Origin of the sequence: Nocardia brasiliensis, assembly GCF_042691675.1 — a bacterium.
Taxonomy (GTDB): Bacteria; Actinomycetota; Actinomycetes; order Mycobacteriales; family Mycobacteriaceae; genus Nocardia; species Nocardia brasiliensis_D.
Window position 1 is genome coordinate 6,643,944 of record NZ_CP170507.1, and the last position, 14,771, is coordinate 6,658,714.

A 14,771-nucleotide genomic window follows, 5' to 3' on the forward strand; every position below is an offset into this window, starting at 1 on the left:
CCGGTCAGCGCGCGGGTCGGTACGGGTTCTTCAAGAAATAGTCGACGACAGTGCGGCCGAGCGTGTAGCCGTTGTCGAGGGAGAGCGGGAACCCCGCCGACTGCTGTTCGAGGTGCTCGAGCACGCTCTGGCCGGGGTAGGGCTGGTCGAAGTTGCTTACCGTGCGCAGGGACAGATAGCGGTCGAGGTAGCCGTGCCGGTCCAGGACGGCGGCGGTCGCGTTGTCTTCCATCTGCGTGGTGCAGTAGACGCCCTGACCGTTGGTGCGGACGCTCATGATGTGGCGGGCGGTGTCGGAGAGTTCCTTGCCGGAGAACCAGTCGTCGCCGGTCATGGTGTCGCACTTGGCAACGGCGGGCTTGCGGTCGGCCTGCCCGGGAAACTGGGCGCGTTCGGCGGCGGCCGCGGGGCTGTCGGCCAGGGTGGCATGCTCGGTCAAGCCGAAGGCGGTATCGACCAGCGCCTCGTTCAGGTGGTAGGCGGCGGTGTTGTAGTTCTCGACGGGGCGGTAGCCGTAGGGCAGGCTCGGCGCCTCGGCCGGGACGAGATGATTGCCGAGGTCGAAGTCGACGACCCAGCGCGCCCACGTCGCGGAGCCGAGGGTGACCTGATCCGGCGGCGCGCCCGCGGTGCCGACGGTCAGGAAGTAGGCATTCGTGAAATCGAATTTCGGGCTGTCCAGCACCGCCATCATGGTGGCGGCCGCGTTGGTCTTGCCCTGGCCGGTCTCGGCGACACAGAGACCATCTGCGTTGCAGTGCACCGGCTTATAGGCGGTGGGCAACTCCACAGTGATCGGCAGCGACGCACGTTCGAGCCACGGCTGCGCCTCCGGGTCGAACATCGTGATAACCAGCACACCGACCTTGACCGGAGCGGCGGTCGACGTCCGCTCTCCGCCGCAACCCGCGAGCATCGCAACGGTCGTGAACACAGTCAACGCAACTATCCAGCGACGTAGAGGCACCGGCTGATCGTATGCCAAGACCCCTGCACCCACCGTGGGGACGTGACCTGCGCGAACGCCGGGTTCGCGGAACCGGGGCCGACCCGACCGGGCCGAAACGGCACCCATGTAGGTTGGACGACAGGTTCTCTTGCGGCACAAGCGGAACCACCGGACCGGCCCGACCTGCGGCTTCGGTGCGCCTTCGCTTGCTCGAGCGGTCAGCTGTGCGCTCGAGTGTCGACAGTCGGTGGAGCGCGGCCGGGTCCGCGCCGAGTGAAAGGCCCTTCAGCATGACGTCATCGGCGGGATCGAACGCACGCGCCCACATCGGGGTCACCGGCCTCGCGGTGATGGGGAGCAATATCGCGCGCAACTTCGCCCGGCACGGACATACCGTCGCACTGCACAACCGCAGCATCGCCAAGACCGACGCGCTGCTCGCGGCGCACGGTGACGACGGCGATTTCGTCCGCACCGAAACGATCGAGGAGTTCGTCGGTGCGCTGCAGAAGCCGCGCCGGGTGCTGATCATGGTCAAGGCGGGCGATCCGACCGATGCGGTGATCGAGGAACTGGCCGCCGCGATGGACGCGGGCGACATCATCATCGACGGTGGCAACGCCCTGTTCACCGACACCATCCGCCGCGAGAAGTCGCTGCGTGAACGCGGCCTGCACTTCGTCGGCGCGGGCATCTCCGGCGGCGAAGAAGGCGCACTGAACGGTCCGGCGATCATGCCCGGCGGGCCCAAGGAGTCCTACGAGGTGCTCGGCCCGCTGCTGGAGTCGATTGCCGCGCAGGTCGACAAGACGCCGTGCTGCACACACATCGGGCCGGACGGCTCGGGTCACTTCGTGAAGATGGTGCACAACGGCATCGAGTACGCCGACATGCAGCTCATCGGCGAGGCATACCACCTGTTCCGCGACGCGCTCGGCTTCGACGCCAAGCAGATCGCCGACGTGTTCACCGGCTGGAACCAGGGCGAGCTGGAAAGCTACCTGGTCGAGATCACCGCCGAAGTGCTCGAGCAGACCGACGCCAAGACCGGCGCGCCGCTCGTCGACGTCATCCTCGACGCCGCCGAACAGAAGGGCACCGGCCGCTGGACCGTCAAGGCGGCGCTCGATCTCGGTGTTCCGGTGACGGGCATCGCCGAGGCGGTGTTCGCTCGCGCGCTGTCCGGATCGACCGGTCAGCGCCGCGCCGCTGTCGGACTCGCCTCGGGACACCTCGCCGACAAGCCCACCGATGTCGAGCAGTTCACCAAGGACATCGAGCGCGCGCTGTACGCGTCCAAGGTCGTCGCCTACGCCCAGGGTTTCGACCAGATCGCCGCCGCGAGCACCGAATACGGGTGGAACCTGCGGCCCGGCGACCTCGCGACCATCTGGCGCGGCGGTTGCATCATCCGCGCCCGCTTCCTCAACCGCATCAAGGACGCCTACGACGCGAACCCCGAACTGCCGAGCCTGATCCTCGACCCGTTCTTCCAGGAAGCCATCGAGAACGCCATCGACAGCTGGCGCCGAGTGGTCTCCGCCGCGGTCCAACTCGGCATCCCGGTCCCGGCCTTCGCGTCCTCGCTGGCCTACTACGACGGCCTGCGCGCCAAGCGCCTCCCCGCGGCCCTCACCCAGGCCCAGCGCGACTACTTCGGTGCGCACACCTACGAGCGCATCGATATGCCGGGCAAGTACCACACGCTGTGGAGCGGCGACCGCAGCGAGATCCAGGCGGACTGACAAGATGACGCGAGCACCCGGCCGGTACCGGCCGGGTGCTCCTCAGCTGCGATAGCCAAGTATTCCGAAGCCCCTCGAGGTTCTCGCGGTGTCGGCGGCTTTCTATACCGGTTTTTTCTTCCATTGGTACTCAGGTGATAACGCGATGTCGCCCAATTGCAGGCCACACCCGGCGGCTCTGACGTTATCGGCTGACGCGTACCAGCAGACTTCGTGGGTGTAGTTCGTTACTTTGGTGCCGTCGTGTTTCTCGTACTCACTGGAAACGACCTTGTAAGACGTTGCGATGGCCGCACTGTCGCCGGTGCCGCGGAAGTCGAACCAATCCCGGGCGCTGCCTGCGGCACATTCTCCGCTGGCTTTCACCTCGAAGTCACGGCCAAGCGGGGGGAAAGTGACGCACCGCTGGGTGTCGACATTCTGCAGGAGGTTGCTGCCGAAACCTTCCACGGTTTTGTGGACGTACCGCCATTGCTGGCGTTTGTTGTCCGGCTGACACTCGGCGAGACCGACGGTGTTGTCGCCGCGTACCACGGCACACTTGTCCGCGCTGACGCTGGTGATCGTGAACGGTGCGCTCGGCGGATCGGGTTTGGTTTTCTTCGGAATCGATTTCCCACCCTCGGAGCCTTTCACCACCTTTGGCGTCTGCTCGGTGGTGACTGGACCTCCTTCGAGGTGACAGACCAGGCGAACCACGATCGTTGCCGGGTCTATCCCGGCAGGGAGACCGGCGAAATCCTTATCCTCGGTGGACTCAGAGTTCCACGCGCTGTATGGCTCGGTGCCGTGCGATGGCGTTGTGTTCCCCTGTTTGGCGTATGGCTGCACGACCAACGGGGCATCGTTTGCCGTTGTGTAACTCACGTCGATGAGCGTGTCGGCCGAGGGATCCTGCGTGCCGGTACATTTGGCGTGCACTGACAGGGCTCGGGGCCCGCTTTCGCCCTTCGGCATCCGGACAGTAGCGGTGAGCTCAGCACCATCCGATTGAGGCTCCGCGGCGGCGGGGCCGCCGGAGGCACCGACGGCGAGTGCCGGCGCGACGAAGGCGACGACGCACCATCCGAGCCCCCTGCGGCAGTACCGAAACCAAGGCAAACGCAATGTCCAACCTCCGAAACGATGAATTTTGAGAAGCAACACCAACGTTCATGCATTCGTAGCCACACGTCGCACGGATAGGTAGCACCATGATCGGATCACTGCGACCTGCTGGCCCGAAGGGCCGTCTGGCCCCCCGGGGGTTGGTCTCGTAGTCCATCGACCGATCACCGGAGACGATGCGGGAGGCAGACCCCGCGGGTTTTGGACGGGCGGGTGCGACGGCGCCGGATGTCGGTAGTTATCGGCGTCCGAGTCCTCCCTCTAGCGCACTTGATATTCCACGCTGCAATCGCCGTTGGTGTAGTTCTGCCCGCCATCATTGTTGGAGACGCCGAGTACCAGGGCGATCCGGCCGGGCTCGGTGTGCAGGGTCAGATCGAAGGACCCGTTGTTGCCGGACACCGCGAACACGTCACTGGATGCCTCGACGGTGAACTCCCCGTCCGGGACTGGGTCGGTGATCGTGCACAGTTTGTCCGATGGCGTGTTCGGCGCCGCGAATGCCGCCGGTGCGGCGCCGGTGGTTTCCGCGAGGCACGAGATAGCGGCGATACCGAACAAACCCGAACGTGTACGTGATTTCATCGAACCGTCCCATCAAACATCGAAATGTTATCGAATGAACCTGGTTGCCGCGCTGGGTATTTGGACGTGGAAGAGGCTGGCAACCCGCCGCCGACCTAGCGACGAAGGAAGCCGTCGGCAACGCCGTATCGAATCGAAATACATTCCACTAGAATGCATTTCGGTTTCAACTCGGACATCATTGGGAAACCCACGGGTCGGGCGCTGAGGTGCGGGAATACACTGGTAGTCGACTCCCGCCCAGAAACCGTGCGCACCATCCGTTCGTTGTCCGGTGTGTCTGTTTCGAGGTGCCCGCTGCCCGAATACGGGGACGTACTGTGATCCGAGACACGCTCGTCGGAGAAATTGCTGGCAGCTTGCGGTTCTCCCGACCGCGGGCCGGCCCGCCTCGTCGACCGTGGCCCCACCGGGCGTGGCCGACGCGAATTTCGCCGAGGAGAACGGCAGTATGTCGGTCATGCGCGTACTTATTCAGCTTCGTCCGTCCGTCGATCTGATTACCGCAGTCGCCGATCCCGCGGTGCCGGTCGCCTCCGCCGATGTTGCCGGGCATCTGCCCGGGATCGTGCTCGATCATTCGTTCGCTCCGGTCGCGGTGCCGAAATCCGTTCCCCCTGTGCGCGTCACCGATGAGTTGACGTACTCGCCGGAACCGGCGGACACGACCGTGGTGGTGCGCGGCGAAATCGACGACGACGACATCGAGCGCTGCGTATCGCAATTGTCCGCGGCCCGCGGTGTCACCGGCGTATTCGCGGATCCGCACATCCAGACCAGCCTCACCTGTGGCGGCACCCCCGCGGTCGGTAATTGGCACGATGTCGAAACCCTGTTGCGCCATGACGATCTGGCGGCCGCCGGGCTGGACGGCACGTCGGTGGCACTGGCCATCGTGGACACCGGCATCAATGCCGCACGGGTCGAGCAGGTCCGCGGCGGCGCGGTGACCATCGACAAGGCGCGTAGCTGGAATCCGCCGGGAGTCACCGGAACGGCGGGCGAGTTTCCGGTGGACCACGGCACGATGTGCGCTTTCGACGCGCTCATCGCCGCACCGAAGGCCGCGCTGATCGACATCCCGGTGCTGCGGAGTACCCGGCAGGGCGGCACCACGATGGACGGGCTGCTGTCGGACGCCCTCGCCGCCTACGCCCACCTGCGCACCGTGCTCACCGATCAGCCCGCCGCGTCACGGGCGCTGGTGATCAGCAACAGTTGGGGTTCGTTCTCGCCGAAGTGGGACTTTCCGGTCGGGCAGCCGGGCAACTACTCCGACAATCCGTCCCATCCGTTCAACGTGATCGTCGGCTCGGTCGAGTCCGCGGGCGCCGACATCCTCTTCGCCGCGGGCAATTGCGGGCGTGACTGCCCCGACGAACGCTGCGCCTACAAGGAACGGCCGATCGGCGGCGCCAACTCCCATCCCAGCGTCTTGGCCGTCGGCGGCGTCGACACCGCGGGCATCCGGGTCGGCTACTCGTCGCAGGGTCCTGGCCGGTTGACCGCGCGCAAGCCGGATATCTGCGCCTACACCCACTTCCTCGGGTCGACGGCGTTCGGCGCCACCGAGCCGGACACCGGTACCTCCGCGGCCTGCCCGGTCGCGGCCGGGCTGGTCGCGGCCATCCGCACCGAATGGTCGGCTACCGCGTTGCCGCCCGCGCGGCTGCGGGCGTTGCTGCAGCGCACCGCTACCGCGCAGGCCGGAGGCTACAACTATGACTACGGATACGGCGTCGTCGACACCGCCGCGCTGCTCGCCGAACTGAAACGAACCGGCACTCGCGCGTAATGTTGGGGCATGCCGTTGCTCACCGTTCGGCTTCCACGGAACGCGACCTTGGCCGACGCACTACGGAAGTTGCAACTCAGCGTCGACGACGTCGATGCCGCCTTCGGTCTGGTCGCCGTGGATCCCGAGCAGAATCTGTACGCCCTACGGGTGACCGATACGGCCGCGGCACGCATGGCCACCAACGGGCAGGGCGATGTCGAGATCTTCGCCGACCCGCGCATCGAGCCTGGTGACGGTGAGCCGAAACCCTATGCGTAAGTAGGCTCGACGCGCGGTCAGCGGGTCATTCGAAGGTCGATTTCAGCCAGTCTCGAACGGCCGCCTGATATTCGGCGGTGTTCGGTGCGAGATTCACCGAATGCCCGCTGCCGGGCAATACGAATGTGCGCAACTTCGCGGCAGGACTGAAATACGGTGCCTCCGCGGCAGCCAGCGTCTCGGTATTTTCACAGGTGCGCAGGCACAACCGATCCGCACTGCCATTGACGACCATGACCGGAACGTTGATGTTGTTGGTCGTCGGCGGGAGGGTAGACGTCAGCCCGTCCGGATACTCCGTCAGCGAGAAGACTTCCTTTGTCGCCTCGTCCACCGCGACCACCTCCGGGTCGGCGGCGCCGGGCCCGTAGTAATTGCCTTGGCGAGTTCCGGGGCGTGTCGTCACATAGCCGGTGTCGTATCCCTGACCCGCGAATTTCGGATCCTGCTCGGCCGGATAGTAAGTGGAGATCACCTCCGTCGCCCCGACGATATCCAGACTGTGCGAAAACCCGGTCAGCAGAACACCATCGACATCGTGATATGTGCTCGCCTCGATTACCGCGATACCGGAACTGAGTGAATGTCCACCGGTGATCACCTTGCTGAATGGTTGAAAGCCCGGCAGCCCTTGCCGCACCGCGCCGACGAGTTCATGGAGGGCGCGGACCGACCCGGTCGCGGTGAGTTGCACGCTCGGCGGGCGGCTGCTGGCACCGTTGCCGAACCGATCGACAATCAGTGTGGCGTAACCTGCGATATTCATCGCGCGCCGGAAACTATAGGTCTGCGGGTCGTAGGGGAAATCCCAGTAGGTGTGGTTGTAACCGGAACCCGGCATCATCACCATGACCGTGCTCGTCGGCCGCGCGGGCATACACATGGTGCCCGCCAAGGTGCCCAGCCCGGTTACCGGAAACGAAACCGCCGTGCAGCGCTCCGGTAGCGTGGTGTGATCGGCATGGGCCACCGCTGGTGTTAGACAGAGAATTGTTGACATGACAAACGCTTGTATTGAGGCCCGCACGCGACGCGCTCCCCTCGGAGATACACGAGGATAACCACTTTGGCACCCTGGTTCAGTCATCAGCCCGGAGGTTATCCCGCTAACTGGTGGATACGCAATACCTATCGCGCCGCTTTCAATGCGTGTTACCGCCCGCTCCCCCTGTGGCAGAAGCGTTGCCACACTTGGGAACCGAGTCGACGAGGGGACCGCGAATCAGCCGTGCCCGGCCCGGCCGGGAGTCGTCGGACGAATCATCGGGAGACGAATAGCGTTACCCCACAGAATGTTTGGCAACCCCCATCTGGTAATACAGGTCGCGCGCGCCGCCCGCCGACCGCGAGTCGTAACGGAAAGGCAACGAGTCGTCTCGGCGGGGCGGGATGGAAAACGTTGGGTCTAGTATCCGACCCATGGGTACGCGAGCGGTGCACTTCGTAGGAAGTTTTCCGGCCGAGAGCACAGATGCTGCGATGAGAGCGATGTTGGACAGCGCGGGTCCACTGCTACGAACGCTGCCCACCGGCGAGACGCGACGCTACGAGTTCTACATCCGCCCGATCATCGAAGACCTGGTGGCGCAGGGCGCGCTGGAATCGAAGAAACCCGGTCAGTGGAACACGAGTCGGGATCGGACCATTTATCGCGCCCCGGGCGGTAAGCCGCTCAGCGGCGACATGATGGACCTCGGGTATCTGCGCGAGGCCAAGGAAGCGCTACCGGTATTCGCGGCACTGCGCGCGGCGCGGGAGTTGCCCCAGCTCACCCTCCAGATCGGGATGCCGACCACTTTCACCCTGGCATTCATCGCCATGGGTGCGTCCGGTGTGCTGCGGAACAAGAGGGCATTCACCGACGCCACGGTGCGCGACATCAGCGGGATCCGCGAATTGGCCGGTGACGACGTCGTGATACAGCTGGAGGCGACCGCGGAATTGGTGCTGATGGCGAAGACGCAGCCGCTGCACGGGCTGGTCGACCGAGTATTGGGACTGGGCAGCGGAATCGCCGAGCTGGCGTCGTTGTCCCCCGCGGGAACTCGTTTCGGCGTGCACCTCTGCCTCGGCAGCATGAACAACAAAGCCCGCGCCACATTGCGCAATGCGCGGCCGCTGGTGCATTTGGCCAATTCCGTAGTGCGGCACTGGCCTTCGGATCGCACCTTGGAATATGTCCACGCGCCGTTCGCGGCGGGCGACATACCGCCGTCCGCGAAGTCCGAGTTCTACGCTCCCCTGGCCCGCCTGTCACTAGGTGCGGGAACGAATTTCTACGCGGGACTGGTGCACGACAGTCCTACCGAGACAGAACAGTTCCAAACGTTGCAGCTCATCGAACAGGCGCTCGGCAGGCCGGTCGACGGCGTCGCGACCGCGTGCGGCCTCGGCCGACGCCCCCGTCCCGTCGCCGACGCGCTGATGGAGCGGGCCAATACACTTGCCGCCAAAGGGTGATTCGACGAGCGGACTTCGAGGCCCGCGTCGATGCCTGTGCCGCTGCGGCGTAAAAGCACCGCCCAGCCGGGAAGATCGCTACGATTATGGTCGAGGATCGGGAGGACACCTTGTCTGAAATGGACCGCGCGCCTGGACTCAACCCGAACGTGCCGAGCTCGGCACGGATCTACGACTACCTGCTGGGCGGTAAGGACAACTACGACATCGACCGGGAAGTCGCTCATCGCATGCTCGCGATCGCGCCCGATACCCGGACCTTGGCCTGGTTCATCCGCCAGTTCCTGGTAAAGGCGGTCCAACTGGCCGCCGAGGCGGGCGTTCGACAGTTCATCGATCTCGGCGCGGGAATCCCCACCTCACCCAACGTGCACGAGGTAGCTCGCAAAATCGAACCGTCGGCGCGAGTGGTTTACATCGACAACGACCCCATCGTGCACGCGCATTGCGACGCGCTGCTGGCGAATTCGCCTGGCCTGACCGCGCTGAAGGCCGATGTTCGTCGACCGGACGACATTCTCGACCAATTGAAAACCGAGTCGATCATCGATTTCAACGAGCCGGTAGCCGTACTGATCGTCGGCGTGCTGCATTTCGTGATGGACGACGAACGCCCGGCCGACATCATCGCCAAGTTCCGCGACGCGATGGCACCGGGCAGCTACCTCGCACTCACGCACGGTTCCAACGAAACTCATCCGGACTTCATTGCCCAATCGCAATCCGACACCGACACAACCCCATCCCAGGTGGTGTACCGATCTCGGGAGCAGACGACAGCGTTCCTCGACGGCTTCGAGATCCTCGACCCCGGCGTGGCGCCGGTGCAGGAATGGCTGGAGGGCGACCTGCCCGCCACCCGGCTGGTGATCTACGGAGGCATCGGCCGCAAGTAGCGCTACCGGTCGTCAGATTCGGCGGCGACGGGGTGTGCTCGATGGCGGTTTGTGCGGCGGTAGTTCGAACCCGATCCGCGCGCCGGGGCCGTGCTCGGCGAACACGGTGCCGTGGTGTGCGGTGACAATGTCCGCGACGATGGCGAGGCCCAGCCCGGAACCCGGTGTGCCCTGGGTGTTCGCCGCGCGATAGAACCGATCGAAGATCGCGGTGGTGTCGTCGGGGGCGATGCCGGGGCCCTGGTCACGCACCGACAACCGGGTGCCGTGGATGTGCACGTCGACCGGGGTGTCCGGCGGGCTGAACTTGATCGCGTTGCCGAGCAGATTGTCGACGCACCGCGCCAGCGCCCGCGGCCGGGCCAGCACCGGGCGCGGCTGGTCCGCCGTGACGGTGATGGTGCGTCCGCTGCGATGGCGGAAGCGTTGTGCGCAGTCTTCGGCCAGCGTGAACAGGTCCAGCACGACGGGTTCCTCGGCGGTGTGCTGGTCGGTGGCGAGTTCGACCAGTTCGGCGACCAGTGCGTCGAGCGCGGCGGACTCCTGCACGAGGGTATCGAGCACCTTGGTTTCGTCATCGGGTTCGAGGCGGCCGCGAGCGCGTTGCAGGAGTTCGGCGCTGCCCCGGATGGAGGTCAGTGGGGTGCGCAGCTCATGGCTGGCGTCCTGGACGAGCCGGTGTTGCTGGGCGCGGGAGCGGCGTAGCGCGGTGAGCATGGTGTCGAAACTGCCGGTGAGGCGGCCGATTTCGTCGCGGCCGGTCGGTGGCAACGGGACCGACAGGTCCTGGGTGGAGCTGATGTGCTCGGTGGCGGCGAGCAAACGCCGGACGGGTCGCAGAATGCGGCCGATCGCCAGCCAGCTCAGCAACGCCGACAACGCCACCGCGATCAGCGTGATGCCACCGGTGCGCCAGCGGAATTCGTTGTCGAGCTGTTCGGGTTCCTGGTATCGCTGCGCGACCATCACCGCGCCACCGCCCTGGCGCGGCTTGGTGAGGATCCCGTAGGGCACGCCGTCGAGGTCGATGTTGTATTCGGCGATTCCGCTACCGGTTCGGGCGACCACGCGGTCGGCCTCGGCGACCGGGAGCGCCAGCCGGCCCGGTGCGAGCGGCCGGGCGGTGCCGTCGGCCAGCAGCAGCTGTTCGGTGGTGTCGGAGCGCTCGGGTAGCACGGCGGGCAGCACCGCTATGACGGCGTCGGCGCGGTCGTTGAGACTGCGGTCGTGCTGAGCGGCGACCAACTCGGTGATCCCGCGATACGACGTCGCCAGCGTGACGACGATCGCGGCGATCACCGCGACGATGACGACGAGGGTGATCCTGGCGCGCAACATCAGGCGGGACGAACGGCGTAACCGACGTTGCGGACCGTGTGGATCAACCGGGGTTCGCCCTCCTGTTCGGTCTTGCGACGCAGGTAGCCGATGTAGACATCGAGCGAGCGGGAATCGGTGTCGAAGTCATATCCCCAGATGTGTTCGTAGATGCGGCTGCGGGTCAATACGATGCGCGCGTTGCGCAGCAGTAGCTCGAGCACGTCGAATTCGGTCTTGGTGAGCTCGATCGGCCGCTGCCCCCGGTGCACCTCACGGGTCGCCGGGTTCAAGGTCAGATCCGCGACGGACAGGATGGCGCCGTCCTCGTCCAGGGTGCTGCGGCGCAGCAGGGCCCGCAGGCGGGCGAGCAGTTCGTCTGTCGCGAACGGTTTGGACAGGTAGTCGTCGGCGCCCGCGTCCAACCCCGCGACGCGGTCGCCGATCTGGTGGCGGGCGGTGAGCACCAGGATCGGCAGCCGGTCACCACGACGGCGCAGCAACCTGCACAGCGACAGTCCGTCCAGGCGGGGCATGACCACGTCGACCACCGCGAGATCCGGCTGTATCCGCTCGAGCATTTCCAGGGCCTGTTGTCCGTCCTCGGCCAGGTCTACGCGGTAGCCCTCGAAGCGGAGCAGCTGATCCAGGGTGCTGCGGACGTGCGGGTCGTCCTCTACGACGAGCACGGACGCGGCGGGTACTGACGAGCTCATTGCGGTCACACCGCCATTGTTGCTGGCGGGTAGCGGTTTCGGCGAGAACAGGTTGCTCACTTCGTGACCGTCGTCACGTGGGCGGCGTAGCCCTGCCGCTGCCGGTGGATTCTTACGGGATTTTGTCGTCGGTCTCTCCGCTCGTTGATCTTTCACGGTCAGGATCGCGGTCAAGACCTCGGGTCGATACCGGGAAGTCTTCTGAAGGAAGGGATTTCGAGGATGCGCAACGGAATACGGGCAGCCGCTGCCCTGGTGGCGGCAATCGCTGTCACGACACTGGTCACGGCATGTGGCGACAAGACAGCGTCCGGCCCGGACTGGTGCCCGACGGTGCCGGGTCATCGGGTCGACTGCGGTGTCCAGTCGCGCCCATTGGTAGCGGATAAACCGGAATTGGGCACTGTCGCTGTCAGTTACGCGGTCGTCCGGCGCAGCAAGCTCGATGTACCGGCCGCGGGCACGATCGCGCCGAACCCGGGTGGGCCCGGTGTACCACTGATCGCCCAGGCCGCGCATGCGGCGCAACTGTCCGCGCAGCTGCTCGACGATCACGACCTGCTGCTCATCGACCCGCGCGGCACCGGGCTGTCCAGCCCGTTGGACTGCGGGGCGAGCGAAGCCGACTACGCACTCGGCACGCGCGACCTACAGCAGCAGACGGTGGCACGCTGCGGCGAACAGCTCGGTGCGCGCGCCGCCGGATACACCTCGGCCGCGACCGCGGACGATTTCGACGCGGTCCGCGAACAGCTGGGCATCCCGAAACTGGTGCTCTACGGCTTTTCCTACGGCACATACCTGATGCCGATCTACGCCGAACGCCACCCCGACCACGTGCAGTCCATCGTCTTGTCCGGCGCCTATCCGCGCGACTTCGATCTACTGTCGCGTCCCAACGCCGAGGCGGTATCGCTTGCGCTCCAACGGATTTGCGAGCGAAGCCAGGCGTGTGACGGCGCGACCGCCGTCGCGGACCTGCGCACGGTGGCGCGGCGCTCGGCCGTCCAGCCGATCTCGATCGGTGCGCCGAACCCGTTGCAGCTCAACGAGAGCAAGCTGGGCACCCTCATCTTCGAGGTGGCAACCACCGGCGTAGGCGCCGACCCGCAAGCCCTGACTCTGCTGGGCATGCTGCCCGCGGCACTGCACGCGTCGGCCCAGGGCGACGACACGGCGCTGCGCCAGTTCGCCGAGCGGGCCGCCGCCGAACCGAACGCGGAGAACATCGACCTGTACATCGCCGTCGCCTGCAACGACTACCCGACACTCTGGTCGCGCGAGGCGGCCTTGCCGGAGCGCGAGCGGCAATACCGGCACGGGCTGGCGGCAGCCGGACCGGACGGTGTCGGAGCCTTCAGCGCCGAAGGATTCGGCGCGGCCCAGCGCGACGGTGGCGACGCGTGCATCCGCTGGCCGAACGTCACTCCCCCGCAGCCGGTCCCGGCCCGCGACGCCCTGCCGAACGTCCCGGTCCTGGTGCTCTCCGGCGACCTCGACGCCATCACCCCCGACGCGAATGGCCAACGGGTAGCCGCCGGTTTCCCACAAGCAACATTCCTCTCGGTCCCCAACACCGGCCACGTCCCCGATCTGGAACCCAGCGGTTGCGTCACCGACATCGTGGCCCGATTCATCCGGACCGGCAGCACCGGACCGACCTCCTGCATCGAATCCATCCCACCCATCGCGGTCACCGCGGTCCCGCGCTGATCCCCTCACCTCCGAAAACCGCGCCCCGCCAGCAGCGTGCGCCGATCGAAGGTCGAGTAGCCGCATCGAGGCCCACTCGACTTTGCCCGGTAAACGCTGCTGGCGGGGCCGTTCGTGGATTGCGGCGGCGCACAGCGGAGTTCGCGTGTCTCGGACCACTTCAGCCGCATTGCGTGACCGTCGTCACTTCGCTATGTTGTGCAATGTCACACGTCACATGACATCTGGACCACTCGATGGCCCGGACAATCGCGCAGATGGAGGCTCCCATGTCCGAACCGATCACCTCAGCAGTGAGCAAGCCCTGGCACGGGATCCTGGTCGCGACGACGCTGCCATTTGCTGAGGACTACTCGGTCGACTACGACGCCTACGCGCAGCACGTGCAGTGGCTGGCGGCCAATGGCTGTCACGGAGTGAGTCCGAACGGGTCGCTCGGCGAGTACCAGTCCCTCGCCGACGAAGAGCGCGCCAGGGTGGTGACCACGGCCATCGCGGCTGCCCCGGCGGGATTCACGGTGATGCCGGGGGTCGCGGCGTATGGCGCGTTGCAAGCGCGCAAGTGGGCCGAGCAGGCCGCCACGGCAGGGGCCCAGGCGGTAATGCTGTTGCCGCCGAACACCTATCGAGGCGGCCGGGATTCGGTGCTCGATCATTACCGCACCGTCGCCGAGGTGGGCCTGCCGATCGTCGCGTACAACAACCCGATCGATACCCGTATCGACCTGACCCCGGACCTCCTGGCCGAGCTGCACGGCGAAGGCCTGATCGTGGCGGTCAAGGAGTTCACCGGCGATGTGCGCCGGTTCTACGAGATCAAGGAACTCGCACCGGAACTCGACGTGCTCGTCGGATCGGACGACGTGGTCTTGGAGCTCGGCATCGCGGGCGCGGTGGGCTGGGTGGCGGGTTACCCCAACGCCATCCCGAGGGCGACGGTCGAGCTGTACAACGCGGCGGTCAACCGGGACCTGGACAAGGCGCTGCCGCTGTATCGCGAGCTGCACAAGCTGCTGCGGTGGGATTCGAAGACCGAGTTCGTGCACGCGATCAAACTGTCGATGGAGCTGGCCGGTCGCCCGGGCGGGAAGTGCCGACCGCCGCGGGTCCCGCTGGCACCGGAACTGGTCGCGAAGATCAGCGAGGACACTCGTGACGTGCTGGCGAAGGGCTACCGGTAAAGCACACACGGACCGCCCAGCACACACGGACCGCCGAGCGCACACG

13 protein-coding genes are annotated in these 14,771 nt (G+C 66.0%); 7 read left to right on the forward strand and 6 right to left on the reverse strand.

The window, feature by feature from the left end; translation table 11 throughout:
- Positions 1 to 4: 4 nt before the first annotated feature.
- On the reverse strand, positions 5 to 934 hold the full coding sequence (locus tag ACFK0J_RS30550; RefSeq protein WP_378743152.1) for a purine-nucleoside phosphorylase: 930 nt from the start codon (positions 932 to 934) through the stop codon (positions 5 to 7).
- Positions 935 to 1,239: 305 nt separating this feature from the next.
- Between ACFK0J_RS30550 and gndA the strand changes: the two genes are divergently transcribed.
- Positions 1,240 to 2,694 (forward strand): NADP-dependent phosphogluconate dehydrogenase, encoded by a 1,455-nt coding sequence (gene gndA / locus ACFK0J_RS30555; protein WP_378733181.1) that lies wholly within the window; start codon positions 1,240 to 1,242, stop codon positions 2,692 to 2,694.
- 102 nt (positions 2,695 to 2,796) lie between these two features.
- Here the strand turns inward: gndA and ACFK0J_RS30560 are convergent, their stop codons facing one another.
- Both ACFK0J_RS30560 and ACFK0J_RS30565 read right to left on the reverse strand, forming a co-directional pair.
- Positions 2,797 to 3,840: a hypothetical protein gene (locus ACFK0J_RS30560; protein ID WP_378733182.1), complete on the reverse strand. Its 1,044-nt coding sequence runs from the start codon at positions 3,838 to 3,840 to the stop codon at positions 2,797 to 2,799.
- Positions 3,841 to 4,062: 222 nt separating this feature from the next.
- Positions 4,063 to 4,386 (reverse strand): hypothetical protein, encoded by a 324-nt coding sequence (locus ACFK0J_RS30565; RefSeq protein WP_378733183.1) that lies wholly within the window; start codon positions 4,384 to 4,386, stop codon positions 4,063 to 4,065.
- Between the two features lie 460 nt (positions 4,387 to 4,846).
- Between ACFK0J_RS30565 and ACFK0J_RS30570 the strand changes: the two genes are divergently transcribed.
- Together ACFK0J_RS30570 and ACFK0J_RS30575 are read left to right on the forward strand one after the other, a co-directional pair.
- Positions 4,847 to 6,181: a S8 family serine peptidase gene (locus ACFK0J_RS30570; RefSeq protein ID WP_378733185.1), complete on the forward strand. Its 1,335-nt coding sequence runs from the start codon at positions 4,847 to 4,849 to the stop codon at positions 6,179 to 6,181.
- A gap of 9 nt (positions 6,182 to 6,190) precedes the next feature.
- Positions 6,191 to 6,442, forward strand: a complete 252-nt coding sequence (locus ACFK0J_RS30575; protein WP_378733186.1) for a hypothetical protein — start codon at positions 6,191 to 6,193, stop codon at positions 6,440 to 6,442.
- A 25-nt stretch (positions 6,443 to 6,467) separates the two neighbouring features.
- On the opposite strand, the gene ACFK0J_RS30580 is transcribed toward ACFK0J_RS30575, so the two are convergent.
- Entirely contained in the window at positions 6,468 to 7,631 is a 1,164-nt protein-coding gene (locus tag ACFK0J_RS30580) for an alpha/beta hydrolase (protein WP_378733187.1), read from the reverse strand.
- Between the two features lie 290 nt (positions 7,632 to 7,921).
- Between ACFK0J_RS30580 and ACFK0J_RS30585 the strand changes: the two genes are divergently transcribed.
- Together ACFK0J_RS30585 and ACFK0J_RS30590 are read left to right on the forward strand one after the other, a co-directional pair.
- Complete coding sequence (locus tag ACFK0J_RS30585) at positions 7,922 to 8,902, forward strand: hypothetical protein (RefSeq protein WP_378733188.1); 981 nt, start codon at positions 7,922 to 7,924, stop codon at positions 8,900 to 8,902.
- 119 nt (positions 8,903 to 9,021) lie between these two features.
- Complete coding sequence (locus ACFK0J_RS30590) at positions 9,022 to 9,798, forward strand: SAM-dependent methyltransferase (protein ID WP_378733189.1); 777 nt, start codon at positions 9,022 to 9,024, stop codon at positions 9,796 to 9,798.
- A 12-nt stretch (positions 9,799 to 9,810) separates the two neighbouring features.
- Here ACFK0J_RS30590 and ACFK0J_RS30595 read toward each other — a convergent pair whose 3' ends face one another.
- Together ACFK0J_RS30595 and ACFK0J_RS30600 are read right to left on the reverse strand one after the other, a co-directional pair.
- Positions 9,811 to 11,136 carry an ATP-binding protein gene (locus tag ACFK0J_RS30595; protein WP_378733190.1) on the reverse strand — a complete coding sequence of 442 codons (1,326 nt, stop codon included), beginning with the start codon at positions 11,134 to 11,136 and terminating at the stop codon, positions 9,811 to 9,813.
- Positions 11,136 to 11,831: a response regulator transcription factor gene (locus ACFK0J_RS30600; RefSeq protein ID WP_378733191.1), complete on the reverse strand. Its 696-nt coding sequence runs from the start codon at positions 11,829 to 11,831 to the stop codon at positions 11,136 to 11,138. The genes ACFK0J_RS30595 and ACFK0J_RS30600 overlap by 1 nt, the downstream gene beginning before the upstream one ends.
- A 222-nt stretch (positions 11,832 to 12,053) precedes the next feature.
- Between ACFK0J_RS30600 and ACFK0J_RS30605 the strand changes: the two genes are divergently transcribed.
- Both ACFK0J_RS30605 and ACFK0J_RS30610 read left to right on the forward strand, forming a co-directional pair.
- A complete protein-coding gene (locus tag ACFK0J_RS30605) occupies positions 12,054 to 13,544 on the forward strand; it encodes an alpha/beta fold hydrolase (RefSeq protein ID WP_378733192.1) in 1,491 nt (496 codons plus the stop codon).
- Between the two features lie 269 nt (positions 13,545 to 13,813).
- On the forward strand, positions 13,814 to 14,725 hold the full coding sequence (locus ACFK0J_RS30610) for a dihydrodipicolinate synthase family protein (protein WP_378733193.1): 912 nt from the start codon (positions 13,814 to 13,816) through the stop codon (positions 14,723 to 14,725).
- Positions 14,726 to 14,771 lie beyond the last annotated feature (46 nt).

Excerpts from the sequence above, each read along its gene's own strand:
- gndA (WP_378733181.1), top strand. The coding sequence starts at position 1,240 with ATGACGTCATCGGCGGGATCGAACGCACGCGCCCACATCGGGGTCACC.
- ACFK0J_RS30565 (WP_378733183.1), bottom strand. The coding sequence starts at position 4,386 with ATGAAATCACGTACACGTTCGGGTTTGTTCGGTATCGCCGCTATCTCG.
- ACFK0J_RS30570 (WP_378733185.1), top strand. The coding sequence starts at position 4,847 with ATGCGCGTACTTATTCAGCTTCGTCCGTCCGTCGATCTGATTACCGCA.
- ACFK0J_RS30575 (WP_378733186.1), top strand. The coding sequence starts at position 6,191 with ATGCCGTTGCTCACCGTTCGGCTTCCACGGAACGCGACCTTGGCCGAC.
- ACFK0J_RS30585 (WP_378733188.1), top strand. The coding sequence starts at position 7,922 with ATGAGAGCGATGTTGGACAGCGCGGGTCCACTGCTACGAACGCTGCCC.
- ACFK0J_RS30590 (WP_378733189.1), top strand. The coding sequence starts at position 9,022 with ATGGACCGCGCGCCTGGACTCAACCCGAACGTGCCGAGCTCGGCACGG.
- ACFK0J_RS30595 (WP_378733190.1), bottom strand. The coding sequence starts at position 11,136 with ATGTTGCGCGCCAGGATCACCCTCGTCGTCATCGTCGCGGTGATCGCC.
- ACFK0J_RS30600 (WP_378733191.1), bottom strand. The coding sequence starts at position 11,831 with ATGAGCTCGTCAGTACCCGCCGCGTCCGTGCTCGTCGTAGAGGACGAC.
- ACFK0J_RS30605 (WP_378733192.1), top strand. The coding sequence starts at position 12,054 with ATGCGCAACGGAATACGGGCAGCCGCTGCCCTGGTGGCGGCAATCGCT.
- ACFK0J_RS30610 (WP_378733193.1), top strand. The coding sequence starts at position 13,814 with ATGTCCGAACCGATCACCTCAGCAGTGAGCAAGCCCTGGCACGGGATC.